At 61.4% G+C, this 22,945-nt stretch carries 18 protein-coding genes; 5 read left to right on the top strand and 13 right to left on the bottom strand.

Annotated elements, in window-relative coordinates; genetic code table 11:
* Positions 1-62: 62 nt before the first annotated feature.
* The 11 genes from BS630_RS27095 to BS630_RS27055 all read right to left on the bottom strand — a co-directional run bounded on the left by BS630_RS27095 (position 63) and on the right by BS630_RS27055 (position 15,306).
* Positions 63-3,209 carry an efflux RND transporter permease subunit gene (locus tag BS630_RS27095; RefSeq protein WP_077979848.1) on the bottom strand — a complete coding sequence of 1,049 codons (3,147 nt, stop codon included), beginning with the start codon at positions 3,207-3,209 and terminating at the stop codon, positions 63-65.
* Between the two features lie 9 nt (positions 3,210-3,218).
* Complete coding sequence (locus tag BS630_RS27090) at positions 3,219-4,430, bottom strand: efflux RND transporter periplasmic adaptor subunit (protein ID WP_244735607.1); 1,212 nt, start codon at positions 4,428-4,430, stop codon at positions 3,219-3,221.
* A 189-nt stretch (positions 4,431-4,619) separates the two neighbouring features.
* On the bottom strand, positions 4,620-4,754 hold the full coding sequence (locus BS630_RS38450; protein WP_260685545.1) for a hypothetical protein: 135 nt from the start codon (positions 4,752-4,754) through the stop codon (positions 4,620-4,622).
* A 342-nt stretch (positions 4,755-5,096) separates the two neighbouring features.
* Positions 5,097-6,629, bottom strand: coding sequence for an ATP-binding protein (locus BS630_RS27085; RefSeq protein WP_077979846.1), 1,533 nt, complete (start codon positions 6,627-6,629; stop codon positions 5,097-5,099).
* Positions 6,626-7,354, bottom strand: coding sequence for a response regulator (locus BS630_RS27080; RefSeq protein ID WP_026264680.1), 729 nt, complete (start codon positions 7,352-7,354; stop codon positions 6,626-6,628). The genes BS630_RS27085 and BS630_RS27080 overlap by 4 nt, the downstream gene beginning before the upstream one ends.
* A 117-nt stretch (positions 7,355-7,471) precedes the next feature.
* The gene (locus BS630_RS27075; protein WP_183594583.1) at positions 7,472-7,888 is read right to left on the bottom strand and encodes a hypothetical protein; all 417 of its coding nucleotides are present in this window, start codon (positions 7,886-7,888) and stop codon (positions 7,472-7,474) included.
* 136 nt (positions 7,889-8,024) lie between these two features.
* On the bottom strand, positions 8,025-10,139 hold the full coding sequence (locus tag BS630_RS27070) for a xanthine dehydrogenase family protein molybdopterin-binding subunit (RefSeq protein ID WP_077979845.1): 2,115 nt from the start codon (positions 10,137-10,139) through the stop codon (positions 8,025-8,027).
* A complete protein-coding gene (locus tag BS630_RS27065) occupies positions 10,139-11,152 on the bottom strand; it encodes an FAD binding domain-containing protein (protein ID WP_077979844.1) in 1,014 nt (337 codons plus the stop codon). Before BS630_RS27065 ends, BS630_RS27070 begins: the two co-directional genes overlap by 1 nt.
* A 2-nt stretch (positions 11,153-11,154) precedes the next feature.
* Positions 11,155-11,775, bottom strand: a complete 621-nt coding sequence (locus BS630_RS27060) for a (2Fe-2S)-binding protein (protein ID WP_077979843.1) — start codon at positions 11,773-11,775, stop codon at positions 11,155-11,157.
* 20 nt (positions 11,776-11,795) lie between these two features.
* On the bottom strand, positions 11,796-12,005 hold the full coding sequence (locus tag BS630_RS36765; protein WP_143529518.1) for a hypothetical protein: 210 nt from the start codon (positions 12,003-12,005) through the stop codon (positions 11,796-11,798).
* A gap of 325 nt (positions 12,006-12,330) precedes the next feature.
* Complete coding sequence (locus tag BS630_RS27055) at positions 12,331-15,306, bottom strand: NAD(P)-dependent oxidoreductase (RefSeq protein ID WP_077979842.1); 2,976 nt, start codon at positions 15,304-15,306, stop codon at positions 12,331-12,333.
* A 366-nt stretch (positions 15,307-15,672) separates the two neighbouring features.
* Here BS630_RS27055 and BS630_RS27050 point away from each other — a divergent pair, with 366 nt between their 5' ends.
* Positions 15,673-16,584 (top strand): acetamidase/formamidase family protein, encoded by a 912-nt coding sequence (locus BS630_RS27050; RefSeq protein ID WP_077979841.1) that lies wholly within the window; start codon positions 15,673-15,675, stop codon positions 16,582-16,584.
* A 12-nt stretch (positions 16,585-16,596) separates the two neighbouring features.
* On the opposite strand, the gene BS630_RS27045 is transcribed toward BS630_RS27050, so the two are convergent.
* Positions 16,597-17,499 (bottom strand): proline iminopeptidase-family hydrolase, encoded by a 903-nt coding sequence (locus BS630_RS27045; protein WP_077979860.1) that lies wholly within the window; start codon positions 17,497-17,499, stop codon positions 16,597-16,599.
* 65 nt (positions 17,500-17,564) lie between these two features.
* On the bottom strand, positions 17,565-18,377 hold the full coding sequence (locus BS630_RS27040; RefSeq protein WP_183594581.1) for a helix-turn-helix transcriptional regulator: 813 nt from the start codon (positions 18,375-18,377) through the stop codon (positions 17,565-17,567).
* A gap of 130 nt (positions 18,378-18,507) precedes the next feature.
* Here BS630_RS27040 and BS630_RS27035 point away from each other — a divergent pair, with 130 nt between their 5' ends.
* From BS630_RS27035 to BS630_RS27020, 4 genes are read left to right on the top strand one after another with little or no spacing between them, the layout of a single operon-like run.
* A complete protein-coding gene (locus BS630_RS27035) occupies positions 18,508-19,398 on the top strand; it encodes a proline iminopeptidase-family hydrolase (RefSeq protein WP_077979840.1) in 891 nt (296 codons plus the stop codon).
* 51 nt (positions 19,399-19,449) lie between these two features.
* A complete protein-coding gene (locus BS630_RS27030) occupies positions 19,450-20,388 on the top strand; it encodes an ABC transporter permease (protein WP_077979839.1) in 939 nt (312 codons plus the stop codon).
* Entirely contained in the window at positions 20,385-21,236 is an 852-nt protein-coding gene (locus BS630_RS27025) for an ABC transporter permease (protein ID WP_077979838.1), read from the top strand. The genes BS630_RS27030 and BS630_RS27025 overlap by 4 nt, the downstream gene beginning before the upstream one ends.
* The gene (locus BS630_RS27020) at positions 21,233-22,942 is read left to right on the top strand and encodes a dipeptide ABC transporter ATP-binding protein (RefSeq protein ID WP_077979837.1); all 1,710 of its coding nucleotides are present in this window, start codon (positions 21,233-21,235) and stop codon (positions 22,940-22,942) included. Before BS630_RS27025 ends, BS630_RS27020 begins: the two co-directional genes overlap by 4 nt.
* The last annotated feature ends 3 nt before the right edge of the window (positions 22,943-22,945 follow it).

Raw genomic sequence — 22,945 nt, 5'->3', positions numbered from 1 at the left:
ATTCAAGAAAGTCGAAGAGTGCGGCTTCGCGGGCGCCGCTCGCCGACGGTCGATATGCTCTCCTATTCGGCGGGAGCGCTTACTCCCGCATCCGCGTAAGGCTTGGGATGCGGTCCGCGGCTGAACAATCGCCGGGTCACGATGAAGAGCATGGGGATGAACAATATGCCGAGGACCGTCGCCGATATCATGCCGCCCATGACACCTATACCGATCGAGTTTTGGGAACCGGAACCCGCGCCGTCGGCGATGGCGAGCGGGAGGACGCCAAGGATGAAAGCGAAGGATGTCATCAGGATCGGCCGCAACCGCTGGCGCGCGGCCTCAAGCGTCGCCTCCACCAATCCCTTCCCGCCGGCTTCCGCGGTAATGGCAAATTCCACGATCAGGATGGCGTTCTTCGCCGCAAGACCGATCGTCGTCAAAAGCCCGACCTTGAAATAGACGTCATTGGCCTGTCCGAAAGTACTTGCCGCGACCAGTGCCCCGAAGACTCCGACAGGAATGGCAAGCATGACGGAGACTGGCACCGTCCAGCTCTCGTAGAGCGCCGCAAGCGCCAGGAAGACGACCACGACGGAAATGGCATAGAGGTATGCGGCCTGATTGCCGGAAAGCCGTTCCTGAGCCGAAAGGCTCGTCCATTGGTGCGAAAAACCCGCAGGCAGCTCTCCCACCATGCGGTCGATCTCCGCCATCGCCTGACCTGAGCTTATTCCTACGGCCGCCGCGCCCTGAAGCTGTACCGCTGACACGCCATTGTATCGCTCAAGCCGCGGCGAGCCGTAATCCCACCGTCCTGTCGAGAAGACCGAAATCGGCACCATCTCCCCGCGATCGTTGCGGACATGCCAGCGGTCGAAATCGGCAGGCTGCATGCGAAAAGACGCATCAGACTGGACATAGACACGTTTGACTCGCCCGCGGTCGACGAAGTCGTTCACATAGCTGCCTCCCCAAGCCGTCGACAGCGTCGCATCGATATCGGAAAGCGTAATGCCGAGCGCGCTCGCCCGCCCGCGGTCGATCGAAACGGAATATTGCGGTGTATCCTCCTGGCCGTTCGGCCTGGTGCCCGACAGCCTCTCATTCGCCGCAGCTGTCCTCAGAAATTGGTTACGAGCCGCCATCAGCGCCTCATGCCCGGCGCCACCGGTGTCACGCAGGAAGAAATCGAAGCCGCTATTGTTTCCGAAGCCCGGCAGGGCGGGTGGCGACAAGGCAATGACACGCGCATCGCGAATTGCGCCGAAGGCTGCCATCGCACGTCCGGCAATCGCCTGCGCAGAGGCTTCGGGTGCCGAGCGCTGATCGAAATCCTTCAAAGCGACGAACACTGTCGCAACATTTTGACCTTGGCCACCGAAGCTGAAGCCGGTAGCGCCGAATACGCCGTCGACGTAGCTTGCCTCGCTGGTCAGGTAGTATTCGAGCACCTGGTCCAGCACCCGCCGCGTCCGGTCAGCCGTCGCTCCCGGCGGAAGCTGGATAGAGGTCATCAGTCTGCCTTGGTCCTCCTCTGGCAGAAAAGCGGTCGGCAACCTCGCGAAAAGCAGGACGGTCGCGCCCGATAGCGCCCCAAACAGGACGAGCGCCAGGCCGATCCGGCGGACGATCGAAAGCGTGGCGCGCCGGTAAAGTGCGGTGAACCTCTGGAAGCCGGCATTGAACCAGCGAAACGGCGCGGCCTTTTCGGATCCGGATCCGGGCGGCCTGAGGATCGTGGCGCAAAGCGCCGGCGTGAAAACCAGGGCCACCAGCACGGAAAGCACCATTGCCGAGACGATAGTGATCGAGAACTGCCGGTAGATGATTCCAACAGAACCAGAGAAGAAGGCCATGGGGATGAAAACCGCCGACAGCACGGTCGTGATACCGATCAGGGCGCCGCTGATTTCACCCATGGACTTCAAGGTCGCCTCGCGCGGCCCGAGCCCCTCTTCTTCCATGACCCGCTCGACATTCTCGACGACGACGATCGCGTCATCAACGAGAAGGCCGATCGCAAGAACGATGCCGAACATGGTGAGTGTGTTGATCGAGTATCCGAACACAGCCATGACAGCAAAGGTCCCCAACAGCACCACTGGGACCGCAAGCGTCGGGATGATCGTCGCGCGCAGGTTCTGCAGGAAAACGAACATGACGATGAAGACGAGGATGACAGCCTCGATCAATGTCACCACGACGCTCTCAATCGACAGGCGCACGAAAGGAGACGTGTCGAGGGGATATTTGACCTCTACGCCTGAGGGGAAGCTACCTCTGTAGCTTTCGATCTCGGCGCGCACCGCCTCTGCAGCTTCAAGCGCATTTGCGCCGGCCGCCAGGCGGAAGCCGACACCTGCGGAGGGATGACCGCTATAGGTTCCGCTCGTGGTATAACTCTCGGAGCCAAGTTCGACCTCAGCAACGTCATTCAATGTCACGACCGAGCCATCGGCAGCGCGCGCGAGGATGATTGCCTCGAACTGCTCCTTGCTCTGGAGACGGCTTCCCGCAGTCACGGTGGCATTGAGCTGTTGGCCCTGCCGCTGCGGCAGAGCCCCGAATTGACCGGCGGCCACCTGCGTGTTTTGCGCTCTGATCGCTTGCGTCACATCAGTGACCATAAGCCCATGCTGGGCGAGCCGGTCGGGGTCAAGCCAGATGCGCATGGCATAGCGGGAGGAGCCAAGCAGTTGCACCTCGCCAATGCCTGGCACGCGCCGCAACGAGTCCATGAGGGAGCTGTCGACAAAGTCGGCGATATCCGTTCCGGACAGACTGTCGTCCTCAGACAGGAAGGAGGCGATCAGGAAGAAACTGGACGTCGACTTCGATACCGTCAGCCCCGTGTCCTGGACCGCGCTCGGCAAACGTGCCTGGACGAGCTGGAGATTGTTCTGGACCTGCATCTGTGCGACATCGGGGTCGGCGGCGCTCGTAAAGGTCAATGTGATCGACGCCTCGCCGGTGGAGGATGAGTTCGAGGACGCATAGTCCAGATTTTCGATGCCCGTCATGCCCTGCTCGATCACCTTAGTCACCGAGTCCTCGACGGTCTTCGCGTCGGCGCCCGGATAATTGGCGGTGATGCGAACCGATGTGGGAGCAATCTGCGGATACTGCGATATGGACAAGGTCGTGATTGCGATCGCGCCTGTCATCATGACGGCGATTGCAAGCACCCATGCGAAGATCGGGCGGCTGATGAAGAAACGCGACATGGCGCCGCCTCACCGCGTTACGGCGTCAGGCAACCGCACGGAAACCTCTGCGGGTTTTCCTGCAGATGGCCGACCCGCCTCGGCGACGGCAACGAACTCCCCCGTCTCGTTATCGACGGTCACTGCGGTGACTTGGACCTCTTCGCCGATCGCCGCCCTCTGGAGGCCCTCGACGACGACACGATCACCCTCCCCGACGCCAGCGGTCACCAACCAATTGTTGCCGATGCCGCGCTCGACGGCCAGAACACGTTCCTCGATCTTCCCGTCGGCGCTGATGAAACGCGCCGTGGCCTCTCCGCGGCTATTGCGTGAGACCGCGCGCTGCGGAATGAGCACGCTATCTTCGACATAGCCGTCTTCAACGAGTGCCCGCACATACATCCCGGGCAGGAGCGCGCCTTCCGGATTGGGGAAGACGGCGCGCATCAGAACCATGCCGGTCGTTTGCGATACGGCGCCGTTGCGGAACTGCAACTTTCCGGGATGGCCGTATTTGCTGCCGTCTTCGAGCCGGAGTTCGACGGTCACCGAGCCTTCCTGTGGCTTGATATCCTGCGACGCGAGTGCCTTGTTGAGCGCGAGAAGGCTGGCGCTCGAGCGCACAAGGTCGACATTGATGATGTCCGTCTGGCGGATCGTCGTCATTGGCGACGCCTGGTCTTCGGTAACCAGCGCACCCTCGGTCACATTTGAAGCGTCCACACGCCCGCTGATCGGGGCGCGGACCTTGGCATATTCCAGTTCGATGCGGGCGGTTTCAAGAGCTGCCCTGGCAGCGGCGACGTCCGCCTCGGCCTGCAGCATCTGTGTTCGTGCCTCATCGAAATCCTGGCGGCTGACGACACTGCTCGCACTGAGGCTCTCATAGCGCTGCGAGCGCGCTCGGGCGCTCGGAAGGGCACTTTCGGCCCGCTGCACAGCAGCCTCGGCATTGCGGTAGGAGGCCTCGAACGGCATGGGGTCAAGTTCGTAAAGGACGTCTCCGGCTTTTACCAAGCCGCCCTCATCGAAACTTTGCCTGAGAATGATGCCGGACACGCGAGGGCGGACCTCCGAAACCATCTGTGCACCGGTACGGCCCGCCAATTCTGTCGTCAGTGTCACTGCCTGGCGATGCAAGGTCTGCGCGCTGACTTCAGGTTTCGAACGAGCTGGCCGCTCCTGTGCTGCCACGTCAGCGTTGCAACTTGAAAGCAGGGCCGGGAGGCAAAAAATCATGGCAACATAGACGGTCGAAAAGCATTTGGCTCGCATCATCGAACACCTTTGCGCGGCTGTGAACGGTCTTCACGCGAGGCGGGCGCCCATGCGCCCCACCAGGATCGCGATCGGCGGGAAATTAAGCCGGCTCTGTCGCACGGGTGTGCCGAACGCGACCAAAACTGTAACCAAGTGTATCAACCACCATCAATTGCCCGCCAGGCTGATGACGGCCGTCAGTGAGATGAGGGAGGCAAACAGAATGATGTCGGCCAACACTCCTCTGGCGATCGCCGAAATGCTGTGTTGTTCGACTCTGTAGCTGTTGTTCTGATCTGCCATGACCATTCCTTTCCATGTTGATCGCGCGTCGGTCGATCGGCCCGTGGTCTCCATCGGGGGCTGGAAGCGCAGGGCGGCCAACCGACGATCGTCGAGGCGACGATTGAAAGACGCCGGTCTTGTTCGCGCCTTGTGCTTGATGAGGGGAAGGTTAGTTCGGCCTTGTCGCAGAGCTTTGCCGCAGACGAGTCAAAATGTAATCAAGTGTCGCAGCATGAGCGGCGAGGCTGCGGCACCGCTACCAGAATAGCTGTCCAAGGTGCACTTTCGATCGACACGCATGAATGTGGATGGTGGCTGCCGCCTGCCGAGGGTGACGATGGAGGTGCAACGGCGCCGAGATCAATGTTGCGTCCGCGGCTTTGTCGGCTTCTCGGCAAGGTTCGGCGCACGGAGCCCAATCGACCCGCGCAGGGATTTCCAGTCGCGCCCCTTGGGGACAGCAGGCGTTTCCACACGGCCATCGCGTGGCAGAGAAAGAACGGCTTGCATGCCGCCATCTCCTGTTGTGAAGGAAATGTCACCGCCATGTTGCCTGGCTGCAGCACGCGCGATCGATAGGCCAAGTCCAATCCCGCCGGTGTCGCGATTGCGCGAAGCCTCGAGCCGGAAAAACGGCGTGAACACCTTTTCCTTCATAAGGTCGGGAATGCCTGGACCGCGGTCCTCGACGACGATGTCGATGGTCGCAGCCGTGTGCCGGATGAAGACCCGCGCCTCTCCGCCATATCGCACGGCGTTTTCGACGAGATTTCGCACAGCGCGTCTGAGACCATCAGGCCGGCAGCGATAGGACAATTTCACGCCTTCGACGAAACTGACAGGCTTGCCAAGATCGGACTGGTCGTCGCAGATGCTTCCAACCAGCGCTTCCAGATCGATGTCGCGCGTTTCCTCTTCCGTCGATTCCCCACGCGCAAAAGAAATGGCGGCCTCGGTCATGCCCTGAAGTTCATCGATCGTCGACAGCATTTTTCGCTGGATCTCCTGATCCTGCACGAACTCCGTCCTCAGTCTCAAGGTCGTCAGGGGCGTTCGCAGATCGTGACCGATCGCGGCCAGCATCTTCGTTCTGTCTTCAAGGAAACGGTGCAGCCGGCCTTGCATCTTGTTGAAGGCTTCGGCGGTGCGCCGGACCTCTTCCGGTCCTTCTTCCGAAAGCGGCGGCAGGTTTTCTCCCCGCCCCAAGGCTTCGGCCGAGGTCGCAAGATGTCGCAACGGTCTTGATATGCGGCTGGCGAAGAACACGCCGAGCAGAGCCAGGATGAGTGCCGTCAGGCTGAGCGAGGCGAGCGACGTGGAGGTCCACCAGCCTCCAGTCTGTCGCATATAGAAGGCTGCGTTCAGCCAGGTCCTGTCATCGACCTTGATGACAAGGCCATAGCCCCGCGAGCCGTCGAAATAGACATATTTGATCGGCTGCGGGAGCGCCCAGAGGCTCTGCATTGGAACGCGCCATCCCTCACCGCCGTTCGACGCTGCGACCCTCTTCGCATCAGGGATCTGCGTCCTGGCTGAGCCATCTTGAAAGATCCTGACGAGGTCCACGAAATTCTCCAGAGGCCGGGAAAATTCGGCGGCAGCCGTTAGGCGCCAGGCGGCGGGGTCTTCCGCTTCACGATCGCTCACCCAAAAACGCGAGTCCCTCGTCTCGCTCGCAAGCAGAGCCTGCTTTTGATATTCGGGCGGTACGGTTTCCACCAGTCGGGTCAGCGTGCGCGCTCGACTGAGGAATTCGCTCTTGGCTGCAGCGTCGAGAGCTTTGGAATGCTCCTTCCAGGAGATTAGAAATGTCAGCGCCTGGGAAATGATCAAAGCCGCAAGCGTAAACGCGATAAGTTGCGTCGCCAGGCTTCTGTTCCAGAGGTGGTTCATTCGAACGCCACCTCGGCAGCCAAGCTGTAGCCGCCGCCCCAATGCGTCTTGATGATCGACGGATTTTTAGGGTTCTCTTCGATTTTCTTGCGAAGCCGGCTCACCTGATTGTCGATGCTGCGATCGAAGATATCGGCCGTCCTGCCGACGGTCAGATCAAGCAGCTGTTCGCGGCTCAGGATCAGGCCCGGCCTTTCGATGAAGACTTTCAGCAGACGGAATTCGGCAGTGCTCAAGGGTATTCCAACGCCGTCGCTACCGGAAATTTCCTGACGTCCCATGTTGACGCGCCACTGGCCGATGCGGACGGCCCTTTGCTGCTGTGTCATGCGCTGCTGTGTCAGCGGATTGCTCGCGCGCCGAAGCACCGCTCTGATGCGAGCCAGGAGCTCGCGGGGATTGAATGGTTTCACGACGTAGTCGTCAGCGCCAAGTTCCAGTCCGATGATACGATCGGTATCTTCGACCAATGCGGTCAGAAAAATGATCGGGATGTCTGTCGCGGCACGCACCTGACGGCACACGCTCAATCCGTCCTCGCCCGGCATCATGACATCGAGGATGATCAGATCCACCACGTGGCGCTCGCGCTCGAGCAGGCGTCGAAGGGCCGCGCCGCTTTCTGCCACGCTCACCTTGTAGCCTTGCTGTTCGAGATACTGTCGAACCAGATCCCGGATATCGCTGTGATCGTCGACAACCACGACATGCGATGAATTCTGCATCTGCATAACCTCTTGAGCTATTTTTACAGAAGAGAGCGCGGTTCGCATCGAAAAAAGTGTATCAAAGTTTCACAGCGGTTCGGCCAAACCCATTTTCTCACATGTCCTAAAAGGATCTCAAATGGCCGCCTCGGGATCGAACGCCCCCTTCGCTTGCCGGATTATGGGGACCACGACTGCGAACTCAACGGCGTTGTCGTAAAATTGGTGACCGCGGGTGCAATGGAAAGTGGCCGGCATCTGGCAAGAAGCCTGTTTGGCTCGGTGTATCGGACGCGTGACCGATACGGCGAATTCGCTGCAGGCTGTTTGCAAGATGCCTGCGACGTCGATAAGCTCAACTGTCTCTGTCGCATAGTCGTTTCGAGGATAATTCAGGTTCTCGACGAGCAGGCTCTCAATCCGATCGATATCGGAGAGCAGGCGTCCTTCTGACCGCTTTCCCGTCCGCTCCACGCGCAGTTTCAGCCGCGTCAGCGCCGTGCGCAGATCATGACCAATGCCCCGGAGCATGCGGGTGCCTGCTTCGATCATTAGACGGATCCGGCCGGCGGATGCCGCCATGGGACAAGTTTCTACATGGAAGCGCCACAACGACAGAGGCGATCCGTCGACCAATACAAATAGTCATTTGGACCCGCATGACGCAGCGCTTGGCGGCCGACTTTCTTCAAAGGACATCTTCGATGCGGATCGGCAGCTTTCTGACGCGCTTGCCCGTCGCGTGATAAATCGCATTGGCGATGGCAGGAGCGGTGCCAAGCATGACGAGTTCGCCCATGCCCTTGACGCCGACCGAGTTGACCATCGTGTCCGGTTTGTCGATGAAGCCAACGTCGACGTCACCGATGTCGGCATTAACCGCCATGAGGTAGTCGGCCAAATCAGCGTTGAGGTAGCCGGCAAAACGCGGATCGACGTCAGTCTCCTCGCGAAGCGCCGTGCTGAAACCCCAGACAACGCCGCCATACATCTGCCCACGAGCGGTCACCGGACTGACGACCCGGCCGACATCGGCAATGCTGACCACCCGCGGCATGCGGATGCGGCCCGTTCTGGGTTCGATATGAATTTCGACGAACTGGGCAATGTAACTCATTGATGTAAAGCCCGGGTATTCGGGGCCCGCACCTGCACGACCCCCGGCTCGAAAGGCTTCAAGAGCGGAGGCGTCCTGCCCGGGCGCGAGCTCCGAAACCACCACTTCGATCTGGGGACGTTTCAGGCGCGCCAGTTGCTCATGCAAATTGCCCGCCGGCGGGTTCGGTCCCGCAAGCTCATCAAAGCGGGCGCGCAATGCGGTGACGGCCTTCGCCGTGACAGGAATGATGCTGGCCGTGCCGCGCTCGCCAACGGTCATCATCTGCGGACCGACAGTCGTATCCCCAAGTAAAATCTCCAGACGATCGGGGTTGATGTCGAGGCCTTGGATGATCGTGTTTGCGACCGCAGTGCGGATACCCTGGCCCATTTCATGCCCGGACGAAATCACCCGTGTCGTGCCGTCCGCACGTACCCTCAGTGTCGTCTCTGCAGCTGACCCCGACGCTCCGAAAATCCCGCATGCGACGCCATATCCGACCATCGTGCCGTCATCCAGTCGCATCGATCCCGGTTCAGCTGTTCGCCGGCTCCAGTCGAAGCGCCTTGCACCTTCCCGCAGGCAGTCATTCAGGAAATGCGGCGACAGCGACTGCCCAGCGATGATGTCGTTCTTTGCTTCATGCTCGAGACGAAGTTGAACCGGATCTTTGCCGAGCTTGTAAGCCATCTCGTCGATCAGGCTCTCCAGCGCAAACCCGGCAGGGAACGGATGCGTCCCGCGGGTGTGTCGCGGCATCTGGCGGTCGATATGGATATCGCCGGCCGTCGCTCGAAAATTTTCGATGGCATAAAGACGTGCGATATCCTCATGGTAACCGCTTGAGCGGAATCCGCCGTCAGGGATATTTTCTTGCACCACATCATAGAGGACGGCGTCCAGGCGCCCCTGCGCGTCGGCGGCGAGACGGATATTGTGAACACTGCGCGGCCGGTAGTTGGCGATATGGAACAACTGCCCACGCGGTGTGACCAGCTTAACTGGCCGCCCTGCAAGCCTGGCAGCCTGGGCAACCAACGCGGATTGAAGCTTGGGAGGAGATTTCTGCCCGAACCCACCTCCGACATGTTCGGATTTGACCGCAACTTGGTCCGGAGCAAGGCCGAAGGCCTTAACGAGTGCGCCCTTGGCTGCTTCAATATTCTGGCAGCCCTCATGGACCGTCAGTCGCCCGTTAGACCATTCCGCGACGGTCCCGAACAATTCCATGGCGTTATGGTGCTGGGTTGGTGTCTCGAAAGTGCCCTCGACAATAACGCCTGCATTTTCAAACGCTTTGTCGACGTCGCCTGTATTAAAGCCTTCTGCCGGAACGCGTTGTGCGCCGGGACTGGTCATCAAGGGCACGAATGGTGCCGCTTCGTAGTCAGCAGATATGGATTCAGCACCCTCTATCGCGGCCTCGATCGTCTCCGCGACAACCAATGCAATTGGCTGCCCGCGAAATGATATTTGTGGACGAAGCGAGGGAAAATCGCCGATGGACAGGACATGAACGACACCGGGGATTTTGGTCGCCGCGGTGACGTCAACTTTCGTGACTTTGCCTTTCGCGATGGTGGCAGGGACCAGCATCGCATGCAGCATGCCGGGCAGCCTGATATCGGCTGCGTACGTCGTGCGGCCCTGTACCTTGTCCCTGGCGTCGACGCGGGCGATTTCTGAGAAGGTTTGTGACGGCATCACGCTCTCCTTTCCGCGGCAATCATCAAGGCATCGGCAACAACCCGGGCTCCCAGATCGGACTTGAAGGCGTTGTGCTGGCCCGGACGCGCATCCCTGAATGCGGCCCGGCCGGCTTCAAGTGCCAGCTCGGGCGTTAATTGCTTGCCGCGCAACGTCTCTTCGGCACTCTGCGCTCGCCATGGGATCGTTGCGACACCGCCAAGTGCAATGCGGGCCGTTCGGACATTGGCTCCTTCCATTTCAACCACGACTGCGGCGGATGCCACCGCGAACGCAAAACTCTCCCGGTCGCGAATCTTGTGATAGGTCGAGGAACGGCTTGGTGCTTTCGGGACGGTAATGGCCGTGATCAGTTCGGCTGGGGCTATATCGAATTCCAGATGCGGCGTATCGCCGGGCAGCCTGTAGAAGTCTGAAATCGGGACGGTGCGCGTTCCTGCGGGTCCATGAATTTCGACCGATGCGCCCATTGCCGTCAACGCCACTGGCCAGTCTCCCGGTGAGACCGCGATACAAGCGTCACTCACTCCAAGGATCGCATGGCCTCGGTCCAATCCGCCGATTGCTGCGCAACCGGAACCGGGGACACGCTTGTTGCAGGGGTACACGCCTACCGTAGACAGTGACCCCGCGCCGTTGCGGAAATAGGGACAGCGGGTTCGCTGAAGCAGGTTGCCGCCAACTGTGGCCATATTGCGCAGTTGCTGCGAGGCTGCTTTCAGCAAGCTCTCAGAAAGGATGGGATATCCGTCCTGCACCGCCGGCGTGTAAGCAACGTCGCTCATCAGTGCCAAGGCACCGAACCGCAATACGTCGCCGTCGGTGTCGATCGTGTCGAGGCCCACGATGCCGGTAACGTCGATAAGATGCACTGGCCGCTCCACGCCGAGCTTCATCAGATCATAGAGCGTTGTGCCGCCGGCGATGTAGCGCGCGTCTAGGCCGACCGCAGCAAAGGCTTCGACGGCTGCTTCGAGGCTGTCCGCCCGGGTGTAATCGATAGCTCGCATCTTCAGCCCTCCTTCGAATTGGCTGCCACATCTTCGATGGCAGCGACGATCCCGGCATACGCGCCGCAACGACAGATGTTTCCACTCATAAATTGGCGGATCGAGGCTTTGTCCGTTGCGTGACCTTCTCGAACGCATGCGACGGCGGACATGATTTGGCCCGGCGTGCAGTATCCGCACTGCAATGCGTCGTGATCGATGAAGGCGGTCTGCATCGGATGAAGTGTATCTCCGTCGGCCAGCCCTTCGATGGTCGTCACCTGACGTCCGTCCACTTTCGCCGCAAGCGTCAGACAGGACAGTACGGTTCGGCCGTCGAGGTGCACCGTGCATGCACCGCACTGGCCATGATCGCAGCCTTTTTTTGTTCCCGAGACGCCAATGCGCTCGCGCAGCAGGTCAAGAAGCGATGCGCGTGAGTCAATATCAAGAGCGACGGCCCGTCCATTCACCGTCGTCGAAACGAAGAGAGTTGTGCCCGTTTCATTCGAAACAGAAGTCTCCTGGGCGGCAGCAGGTTGCAGTGGAAGTATCGTTGCGACTGCCACACCGGCACCCGTGCCAAGGACGGCTCGACGCGTCACACCAGCGCCTTGAGAGTCTGCGGGACTTTGCTCTGCCATTTATGCTCTCCTCCTGGACTTCAAACCAATGTCTGGACGCGGCGGTTACTCGCCAGGAATAGCTCATCGCTGTCGCACAACTGTGCCGCGGCATGGGGAATTTGTCGCAAACTGTCGCAAATTCGCAGCAGATCTAGGCTGCTGCCGGCGAAGGAGATATCTGCGGTCGAGAAGCGTGTGGAGATGACATGGCGGTCGTGGACCGCATCGATCCCCTGGTTGCCGTTCATGCCTAGGCGAGGTGGTCGAAATCGGCACCCGAACGGAAATTTTGCCAACCCTTAGCATGACTGCACCACGAGGCTCCTCGAAGCCGTCCCTTTGCCCGACCGGGATAGGCGCAATACGCGGCGAACCGTCGAACCTGCCCTGGTTTATCTAAACCGTTGGTTTTGTTTGAAACTCTGTCAAAGCTGATTAGGGCTGCGACGTCGCTGGCCAGTTAGAAACGCGACACTGGCGTCCGGCTTGCTCCGCCGATCAGCCCCCGCTCCGAATGTGGCGCGAGCCGGCGCGGTCGGAAAAAGAGCGGCACGCATCGAGCGTGACCGCGGCTTACTCCGCCGCCGGTCCGTAGAGGCCAAGCTGCTCGAGAAGCGCCCGCTGCCGGCCGGCATTTTCGGCCAGCAGACTGGTATAGCGATCGATGATCCGGTCGCGGTGGCTCGGATCGCAGACAACAGACAGCGCGCCGACGATCGCCGCGACCTTTTCCGAGGTCCGCCGCAATTCGTCGAGCAGTTCCGAATTGCCGCTGATCTCGCTGACCACCCGCTTCGTCACCCTGCCGATTCCGGCCGGTGTGCGGCCGCCTGCCGAGACGTATCCTTGCGGCAGATCACCCTTCAGATTGGTGACCGACTTGAAGCGGATGACATCGAAGATCTGATCGACCGCCTGCTTGGCGCCGGTCACCCGCGAAGGATGGTCGGTATCGGCGGCGGCATGCGGCAGCAGTTCCAGCTTGCCCTTATGGCGCTCTTCGAGCGGCAGATAGGGAACCATCGGTCCGCTGAGCTTGCCGGTCGCTGCATCCTTGAAGAGATCGGCGTCGATTGCCGCATGGGCAATCTTTCCTGATGACAGCGCCTGGTCGAGCGCCGCCGCATCGACGACCTCGCCCCGGTCGTAGTTGACCAGCACCGCACCATCGTTCATCGCGTCGAGGACCTGCGTGTCGACCACCCCTGCGTTGGAGTAGACGCCGGTCGCAGCATCCAGCCGGCCGAGACCGATATGGATGGAGAGCACGTCGGCGCCGGTCGCCGCGTCAACCGGACTTGCGGCGTAATAGAAGCCTTCCGACTCGATCCAGCCTTGGTGACGCTGGCGCGCGTAGATCGCCACCTTCATGCCGAAAGCCTTGGCGAGCTTGGCGACTTCGCGGCCGATATTGCCGTAGCCGAGAATGGCGATTTTCCGGCCCTCCAGCTTGGCGGTCGGGAAATTCTTGAGCTGGCGCCCGGTATCAAAGTCGCCTTTGGCGACCATCTGGTGCAGCCTGTCGACGGGCAGGTCGGGAACGACCTTGAGGATTGCCTTCATCGCCATCTGAGCGGTCGCCCGGCTGTTGGTGCCGGGCGTGTTCATCAAAGGCGCCTCGCCGCCCTCGCCGTTGCCGCCGCCCCAGGAGGCCGAGCCCATGTTGCCGGTACCCGCGCCGATGCGCACGCCGCCGAACGGGAAGACGGAAGCCTTCGGGATGAAGGTCGCCGCCGCGATCAGCGCGTCATACTGGCCCTTGTCCGTCTGCGGCAGGATTTCGGCCTCGGTGCTGAGATTCGGCTGGTAGAAGAAATGGATGCGGCCCTTTTCCAGCGCCGCCCTGTCGCCGATCGGGCCGGCATGGAAGACGCCGCCCCTTTCCCCGACATAGGTCCTGATCTCGCTGTCGTCGGGCTCCCCATTGGCGCCGAGGCGCAGGCCGACCAGATCGGCGATCAGCACCGTATAGGCGTGTTCGGGATCGTCCTTGCGGACCATCGCGCCGGCCTTCGCAGGCGCCGCGAACGTGACGCCCTGCTTTGCCAGTTCCTCCTCGATCACGACGATCTTGGCGCGCAGATAGGCATATTGCAGGTTCTCCAGCAGCGCGACGACATCGGTCGGCTCGCGGATGCCGCCGACCCAGGCGCGGTAGTCGCCGGGCGTTCCCGGGAATGCGTTGACATAGCGCGCCGCATCGAGGCCGGGCTCGAACTCGCCGTTCGGATGGGTAAAGCCATCATAGCCGAGTAGTTGCTTCGAACGCGCGATAATGCGGGCATGGATCGCAGGATCGGTGATGCCGGCGTCCTCCACCTTTAGCAGTGTGACCGCCGCGCCGCGCCGCTCGGCATCGGTGACGGTGAGCGAAAACAGCGGGTGCGACTCGACCCAGCCGTCGATCACCGCCCGATTGGCCGCAGACCGCTTGTTGAGCTCGACCACCGAGCCGAGCCGCGCCTCGGACTGCAGGAGGCCGAAGGTGGTTTCGGCAAAGGCAAGCGCGCTGTAGGTGTTGATGACGCCGCCGAGCATGCGGTCTTCCGCGGCATCGTAAAACGGCCCGGCATCCACGGATCGCTTGGCTGAAAGCGGCCGCCGCGCATCGATCGGCGGCGCAATCTTGAGCTGGCGCAGGATCGCCCAGGACGGATCCTGCTGGTTTTTCTCAACGAGCGCCAAAGCATGCGGCGTGAAGGAGGCGACGAAATACCCCGACACCCCGCCGATCGCCTTCTGAAACGGCATGAACAAGCAGCATTTCGCCATCAGGGCGTCGACTAGCTCGGGCTCCCAAGGCATGGCGCCCAGCATCGACGTCGCGTCGAACACTGCATGGCGGTTTGCCGGATCGCCATCGATCCAGTTCAGCAGCTCGTGGATCTCGCGGCTGGTATAGGCATTGGCGCCGGTCGTCTCGTGGCCGACGCCGACGAAGATCGACACACCGAGAGCGGAAAGCTCGGCGGCCGTCGGGATCACACCCTCGGAGGCGGCAAAATGAATGCGGCTCTCGCAGCCTTTTTCGGCGAAGCGCTGCATCTCGATCAGCTGCGTGGCCCAGGACTGACGGAAGAAGCCTGCCGCGCGGGCCGGATCGCTTTCCGGGCGCGGCGTATCGACGTAGACGCGTTGCGAGGCGTCGTTGGCGTTCATCAGGTGCTGGACGCAGACGGTAAAGCCGCTGTGACCGCCGCCGAGTCCCACAGCCATCCGGTTCGCCTTCGGGAAGTGGAAATAGCGGTGGATCGCCCGCATCATGTCGGTCAGAATTTTGTCCGCAGGGTAGCCGCGATGCATGCTGCGGGAAATTTCGGCGGTGGTGAAACCGCCGATGTCGTTACCCCTGTCGTCGAACTTGCGATAGGTCTTCTCGATCCATCTATCGAAAGCGATGCGCCGCAGGCGGCTATCCACCTCGTCGGTGGTCGCATCCGTGATCGGACCGACGCCGAAAAACGGATTGGACGGCAGCCTCGGTGCTCCCGACTTCGTCAGCCGGAGCGCTTCAAGTCGCTGTTCCTGCATCTGCTCGATATTTTTCATGATCTGCCTATCGGTTTGAAAGGAAGGTGGTCGAGGCGGCCAAGGTCGTGGTTATGGTATCGCGTTTCGACCATTGCCTGAATGATCTTTCCTGTGCAAAACGCGTGGCCGAAACCCCTTCGAGGGCTGCGGCAAGAGTCGACCCCACCAGGGTGGATACGAGTGATGCATTCCCCTATGCGGTTGCCGCGATCACAACGACGCCCCTCGTGCCACCCCTTCGACAACCCGCCGTCGGCTGCCGGTTTCGCGTGGTGCCGCGCGGATATTGGCATTGCAGGCAATCTCTGATCTAGTCTGCAACTCTCTCGGCCCGGCGCTCCAGCCGTAGGCTCATACATTCAAAACGAGCGAGAGCTGTATTTCATGACCATTCACCGCTTCATTCCGACGAGCTTTCACAATGTCATCGGCTCTCTTCCGCTGGCCTTGCACATCGCCGACGGCGACACCGTGGTCACTGAGACGCTCGACGCCGCCGGGCATGACAAGAGCGGCATCAAGCGGGCATCCGGCCCCAATCCCACGAACGGCCCGATCTTCGTGGAAGGGGCTGAGCCCGGGGATGCGCTGAAGGTCGAGATCATCAGCATGATCCCGACCAGGGACACGGGTTTTACCCGCAGCGTCGTCGCCGCCAATGTGGTCGATCCCGAGGCGGTTCGCGACCTGCCGCCGCGCGATATCGCCATCTGGGCGATCGACCGCGAAGCCCTGACAGTCCGGCTTTCCCAACCGGTTGCAGGTCTTGAAAATTTCGTTCTGCCTCTCGACCCGATGATCGGCTGTTTCGGCGTGGCGCCCAGCCTCGGCCAGGCGATATCGACCGCGACCAGCGGCGAATATGGCGGCAACATGGATTATCGGCTGTTCGGCCCCGGCACCACGGTCCGCTTGCCTGTAGCGGCCCCCGGCGCCCTATTCTTTCTGGGCGATTGCCATGCCGTGCAAGGGGATGGCGAGATCGTCGGAACCGGCGTCGAGACGACGTTCGAGGTCACGGTGCGGCTGACGGTGGAAAAGCAGGCCGGACTGGTCTGGCCGCGCGGAGAAACGGCCGAAGACATCTTCACCATCGGCAACGCCCGACCCCTCGATCAGGCGCTCCAGCACGCGACCAGCGAAATGTTGAACTGGCTGGCGGCGGATTATCGCCTGGACAGGACGGCGGCCAGCCATCTGCTCGGCCAGGTCGTGCGCTATGACGTCGGCAACGTCTTCGATCCGGCCTATACGATGGCCTGCCGTGTCGCCAAGAAATGGCTGGTCCGCGGATAGGCGAACCCTTCCTCAATCGTGCCGGGACAGGAAACCGGAAACGGTCGCCAGGCAAAGCTGCTTTTCCTCGACATGCGGCATGTGGCTGGAATTTTCGAAGAGCACCCATTCGCAGCCGGGAACGCGCTCGAGATAAGGCCTTACCACCAGGGGCGTCGCCTCGTCGTATTTTCCCGAGATCAGCAGCGTCGGGGCTTCGATGCGGTCCAGCCTGTTCTCGATCGTCCAGTCCTTCATTGTACCGATGACGTGAAATTCGGTCGGGCCGTTCATGTTGCGGTAGACGGTGTTGTCCTCGTCCATGATCGCAAAGGTCCGCGCCACTTCAGGCGGCCACGGCACCACCCGGCAGACATGGCGGTCATAGAAGACGCGCGAGGCGGCGATATATTCCGGATCGGTGAGGCTTCCCGCCAGCTCATGCTTCAGCAGCGTGTCCTGTACCTCCTTCGGCAGTTCCTGCCTCAGCCGGTTCGCCTCCGAAACCCAGGTATGCATGTTGGCCGGCGAGTTGGCGATGACAAGCGCCTTCAGGCCTTGCGGTCGGCGCACCGCATGTTCGGCGCCGAGCATGCCGCCCCAGGACTGGCCGAGGAAGGCGTAACGATCCCTAATGCCGAGATGGGAAAGCAGCGCGTCCAGCTCCTCGAGGAACAGGCCGACCGTCCAGAAATCCGGGCCTTTTTGCGGAAGGCGGGTGGAGTTGCCGTTGCCGAGCTGGTCGTAATGGATGACCGGACGGCCGTCGAGGGCGGCGATGTCCTTGAAGGAATTGACATAATCATGGGTGCAGCCAGGCCCGCCATGGGCGACGACGAGGGGCAGCTTGCCGCTCTCCAGCGAGCCGGTGACGCGATACCAGGTGCGACAATCGAGGAAGGGCAAATAGGCTTCGTTGGTCGTGACTTCGCCCACCGGCATCTCCATCTCTCGGCGTCATGAAAAAAATCATAACGCGGCGGCGGCGGCCAAGGCAGCTATCACAAGTTATAGGGTGGCCAATTATGGGTCGGCCGGTCTTCGAGCAGGCGGTAGTGGGTGGCGCGCACCACGGCCTGGGTGCGGTTGCGGGCGCCGAGTTTCTTTGTCGCGGCGTTCAGATGCATCACGACAGTCGGTACGGAACGGTCGATGATGCGGGAAATTTCCTTGGCGGAGTAGCCTTCCGCCGAATGGCGCAGGCATTCACGTTCCCGCTCGGTCAGGCGGACCGTGCCGACGCTCTTCGCCCGCGTGTCGAAAAGCGAATAGGCGGTCTCATGGAAAACATGGGCAAGCAGGTTGAAGTCGGCGATATAGCGCAGTGCGTGCCGTTCGAAATCTTTGTTCCGGCCGAAGCGGATGCCGGTGATTGTCGCATAGTCGCCGCGTGGCATGTGAACCGGGACGGTGACGCCGGTCGACATATCGCGTTCGCTTAAATAGCGCGTCACCGGCGCCGTGTCGTCGTTCATGAAACGGTTGATCAGCGTGTCAGCGTCCGGGTCGTAGTTCCAGAAGAAAGGTGCGGAGGTTCGCAGCGCCACCTGCTGCACCGGATCGATACGGAAATAGCCGCGATTGAACCAGTAGTCGTGCATATCGTCTGAAATATTCCGCAGCTTCAGCAGCGATGGTATCATGATCGCGCCGTCGAGATCGTAAGGCACCGGCGTATAGTCGTAGATCAGCGCCTCGAAACCGATCTGCTTCATCGCCTCGAAGGCCTGGTCGATCCGGCCGTCCAGCGTTTCGTGCGCCGTAAACTGCCGTCGGATCGTTCCGATGTCGTCAAGAATGGGGTCGTCAAGCATGGGCTGCTCCCGGGGATCGGCATCGCGGCCCACCCTATCACTTCTTATAGCTGGCACTGAATGCGGTTTAAGGTAAAAATTTAGCCGTGCCCAAATATTGAGCAAGCGAAATCTTCTGCCGGAGCGATCAATGTGGCGTGAAATACGGCCGGACGAGCGATTCGAGATCGATGTCGATGGCAATCGCGTCGTTGCCTATAGTTTCGGGACCGGCATCGAGACAGTTTTCTGCCTGAACGGCGGGCCGGGTCTGCCCTGCGATTACCTGCGCGAGGCGCATTCCTGTCTCATGGACAAGGGCTATCGCGTTATCGCCTTCGATCAACTCGGCACCGGTGCCTCCGACCGGCCGGACGATCTCACGCTCTGGACGATCGGCCGTTATGTCGAGGAGACGGAGACGGTGCGCAAGGCGCTGGGGCTCGGCAAGGTCCACATGCTCGGCCATTCCTGGGGCGGGTGGCTGGCGATCGAATATGCGCTGACCTATCCTGAGAACTTGAAGACGCTGATCCTCGAAGATACCGTCGCCGACATGCCGCATCTGATCTCGGAACTGGAACGGCTGCGCGCGGCACTCGGTCCGGAAACCGTCTCAATGATGCAAAAGCACGAGGCGCAGGGCACCTACAATCATCCGGAATATCTCGCCGCCGTCACCATCCTCAACTATCGCCATGTCTGCCGCCTGCCGGAATGGCCGGCGCCGGTGCGCCGCTCGCTCGACGATTGGAACATGGCGCCCTATGAGACGATGCAGGGGCCGAACGAGTTTCTCTATATCGGCAACCTCAAGGACTGGAACCGCATCCCCGACCTGCCGCGGCTGACGCTGCCGGTGCTCATCACGACGGGAGAGCATGACGAGCTGACGCCGGCCTGTGCGCTCAGGATGAAGCTTGCGCTGCCGGATGCCGAGCTGAAGGTATTTGCCAATGCCAGCCACATGCCGTTCTATGAGAACCCGCAGGATTATTATCCGGCGCTTCTCGATTTTCTCACCCGGCACGAGGCAGGCTGATGCAACAGGAAGCGGACCGAACCAGACGAAGACAAAGGGGCGATCGCCGTCATGCATCGCTATAAATTCGTTCTGACGCGACCGCTGCAGTTCCTGCCCGTGATCTTCGGCATCAGCGTCATCACCTTCATTCTGGTCCGGTTGATCCCCGGTGATCCCGCACGCAACATCCTCGGGACGCGCGCGACGCCGGCAGCACTGGCCAGCATCCACGCGCAATACGGCCTCGACCAGCCGATGTGGCTGCAATATGTCTATTTCCTCAAGAACCTTGCCAACGGCGAGATGGGCAAGTCGATCCTCTACAAGATCGACGTGCTGAAGCTGATCGTCACTCGTATCGAGCCGACGCTTGCACTCGTCGTCTCCAGCGTCGTGCTTTCGGTCCTGATCGCGGTGCCGATGTCGGCGATCGCCGCGCGCAATGCCGGCCGGGCGCCGGATCATGCGGTGCGCATCGTCTCGACCTTCGGCATCGGTTTTCCGCCCTTCTGGCTGGGGTTGATGCTGATCATCCTCTTCAGCGTTGAACTCGGTATGCTGCCGGTTTCGGGCTATGGTGCGACGATCGGCGAAAAGCTGTCGCATCTCGTGCTGCCGAGCCTGACGGTGGCGCTGTCGCTCTCGACCGTGCTGACGCGCAGCCTGCGGGCGGCGATGATCGAGCAGCTGAAGTCGGATGTCGCGACGGCGGCGCGAGCCCGCGGCATGCCGGAGGGAATCGTCTTCTGGCGGCATGTCCTGCCGAATTCGCTTGTGCCGACCATCAATCTGCTTGCCGTTAACATCGGCTGGCTGATCGGCGGCACGGTGGTGGTCGAGAGCGTCTTTGCGCTGCCCGGAATGGGGCAGCTGCTCGTCAGGGCGATCTTCTCACGCGACTACATGGTGGTGCAGGGCGTCGCCATGGTCTTTGCCTGCGCCACCGTGCTCATCAACTTCATCGCCGACATCGTCACCGTCGCCGTCGATCCGAGAGTGAAGCTATGAGCATCGAGGCGATCACCCCCGCCTCCCCCGGCTGGCGCCGGTTCTTCGGCCAGCGGCCGATGCTTGTGTTCAGTGCCGGCCTGCTGCTGTTCTTCGTCCTGCTGGCGATCGGTGCGCCCATCGTCGCGCCTTACGACCCGATCATGCAGAATGCCGAGGTGCGCCTGCAGGCGCCTTCGCTGTTACATCCCTTCGGCACCGACAATTTCGGCCGCGATATCCTCTCCCGCGTCATCTGGGGCGCTCGCCTCGACCTGCAGATGGCGCTGATCGGCGTCATCTTCCCCTTCGTGATCGGCACGACGGTCGGCACGATCGCCGGCTTTTTCGGCGGGATCGTCGATGCGCTGTTCATGCGTCTTGTCGATATCATCCTCGCCTTCCCCTTCCTGGTGCTGATGCTGTCGATCATCGCGATCCTCGGCCCGGGCCTCGGCAGCTTCTACATCGCCATGGCGCTGGTCGGCTGGGTTTCCTATGCGCGGTTGATCCGGGCGCAGATGCTGGTGCTGAAAGGCAGCGACTACGCCGTTGCCGCCGTCAGCCTCGGCTTCAGCCGCCCGCGCATCATGTTCCGCCACCTGCTGCCGAACGCGATCGCCGGCTCGATCGTCTTTTCGATGTCCGATGCGACGCTGGTGCTGCTCAGCGGCGCCGCCGTCAGCTATCTCGGCCTCGGCGTCCAGCCACCGATCGCCGAATGGGGCGTCATGGTCGCGGAAGGACAGAGCTTCATCACCACGGCATGGTGGATCACTTTGTTTCCCGGCCTCTCCATCGTTTGCCTCGCCTTCGGTTTCAGCATGCTGGGCGACGCGCTCGGCGAACTGCTGGGGGTGCACGAATGAGCGGCTCCGTGTTGTCCGTCCGTGATCTCACCGTCAGGGCGCATGTCGATTCCGGCCCGCGCATGCTGCTCGATGCGGTCTCGCTCGACCTCGGCAGGGGTGAGATCCTCGGTCTTGTCGGCGAGAGCGGCTCGGGCAAGAGCCTGTTCTGCCGTTCCCTGGTGCGCCTGCTGCCCTCCTCGCTGCTGAAGATCGAAAGCGGTAGCGTGCTGCTCGAAGGGCGTGACCTCATGCGGATCGATGATGGCGAGATGCTGAAAGTGCGCGGCGGCGAGATCGGCATGATCTTCCAGAACCCGACCAGCCATCTTGACCCTGTCATGCGGATCGGCGATCAGATCGCCGAGGGCATCCGCTATCATCAGGGCCTCGGCGCCCGCGAGGCCCGCACCGCGGCGACGGAAATCCTGGCGCAGGTGGGTTTTCCCGATCCCGCGCGCCAATACGATAGCTACCCACACGAATTTTCCGGCGGCATGCGGCAGCGGGCGATGATCGGCGTGGCGCTGTCCTGCAATCCGAAGATCCTGATCGCCGACGAGCCTACGACGGCGCTCGATGTGACTATCCAGGCGCAGATCCTGCGGCTGTTGATTGACATTCGCGATCGGCGTGGCCTGTCGATCATTCTGATCACCCACGATCTCGGTATCGTTGCCCAGACTTGCGACCGTATTGCCGTGCTGCGCGGCGGCAAACTACTCGAAGAGGGGCCGAAGCGGACGATCCTGGCGCGGCCGCAGCATCCCTATACGATCAACTTGATCAACAGCCACCCTTCCATACCGGGCGCGACATCAGCGCCGTTGCCCGAGCTTGCCGAAGCCAGAAACCCGGCGAGACCGTTGCTCGAAATCGATGATCTCCATGTGCGCTTCAGAGCCGGCGGCGCCCTGCTCAGGGGCGGTGCGAAGACGGTCAGCGCCGTTGCCGGCGTCAGCCTGCAGATCATGCCGGGCGAGACGGTCGGCATCGTCGGCGAATCCGGCAGCGGCAAGAGCACGCTTGCCCGCGCCGTGCTCGGCCTCACCCCGCTTTCCTCGGGTCACGTCACCTTCGACGGCGTCGATCTGGCGCTGCAGAAAAACGCTGGCCTGGCAAAGCTCAGGCGCGAGACGGCGATGGTCTTCCAGGACCCATACAATGCGCTCAATCCGAGACTGACGATCGGGCAGATGCTGGCCGAGGTGCTGAAGGTGCAGGGCAAGGTCGCCAGGGGCGATATCCCTGTTCGAATCGGCGAACTGCTCGATCTCGTCGGCCTCGAACGCGAATTCGCCGGCCGCAAACCGCGCAGCATGAGCGGCGGCCAGTGCCAGCGCGCCGGCATCGCCCGAGCCCTTGCCGTCGATCCGAAGCTGATCATCGCCGACGAATGCGTGGCGGCCCTCGACGTCACCATCCAGGCGCAGATCATCGAGCTCTTCCGCGATCTCACGGCGAAGATGAACCTCACGCTGATCTTCATCGCCCATGATCTCGCAATCGTCCGCAATCTCTGCGAACGCGTTGTCGTGATGTATCGCGGCGAGATCGTCGAGGAAGGCCGCTCCGAAGAAGTCTTCGCGCGGCCGAAGCATCCCTATACGACGGCGCTGATCGCCGCCATTCCCGATATCGATCCTGACAAGCGGCTGCTGCAAGGCGCCGACGGCAAGGACGGTCCGCATTCGATGCCGATTCAATCAATCAAACGCATGCCATAACAA

Source organism: Rhizobium laguerreae (genome assembly GCF_002008165.1).
GTDB lineage: Bacteria > Pseudomonadota > Alphaproteobacteria > Rhizobiales > Rhizobiaceae > Rhizobium > Rhizobium laguerreae.
The sequence above is the reverse complement of the archived record's forward strand: the minus strand, read 5'-3'. Positions and strand labels throughout refer to the sequence as shown.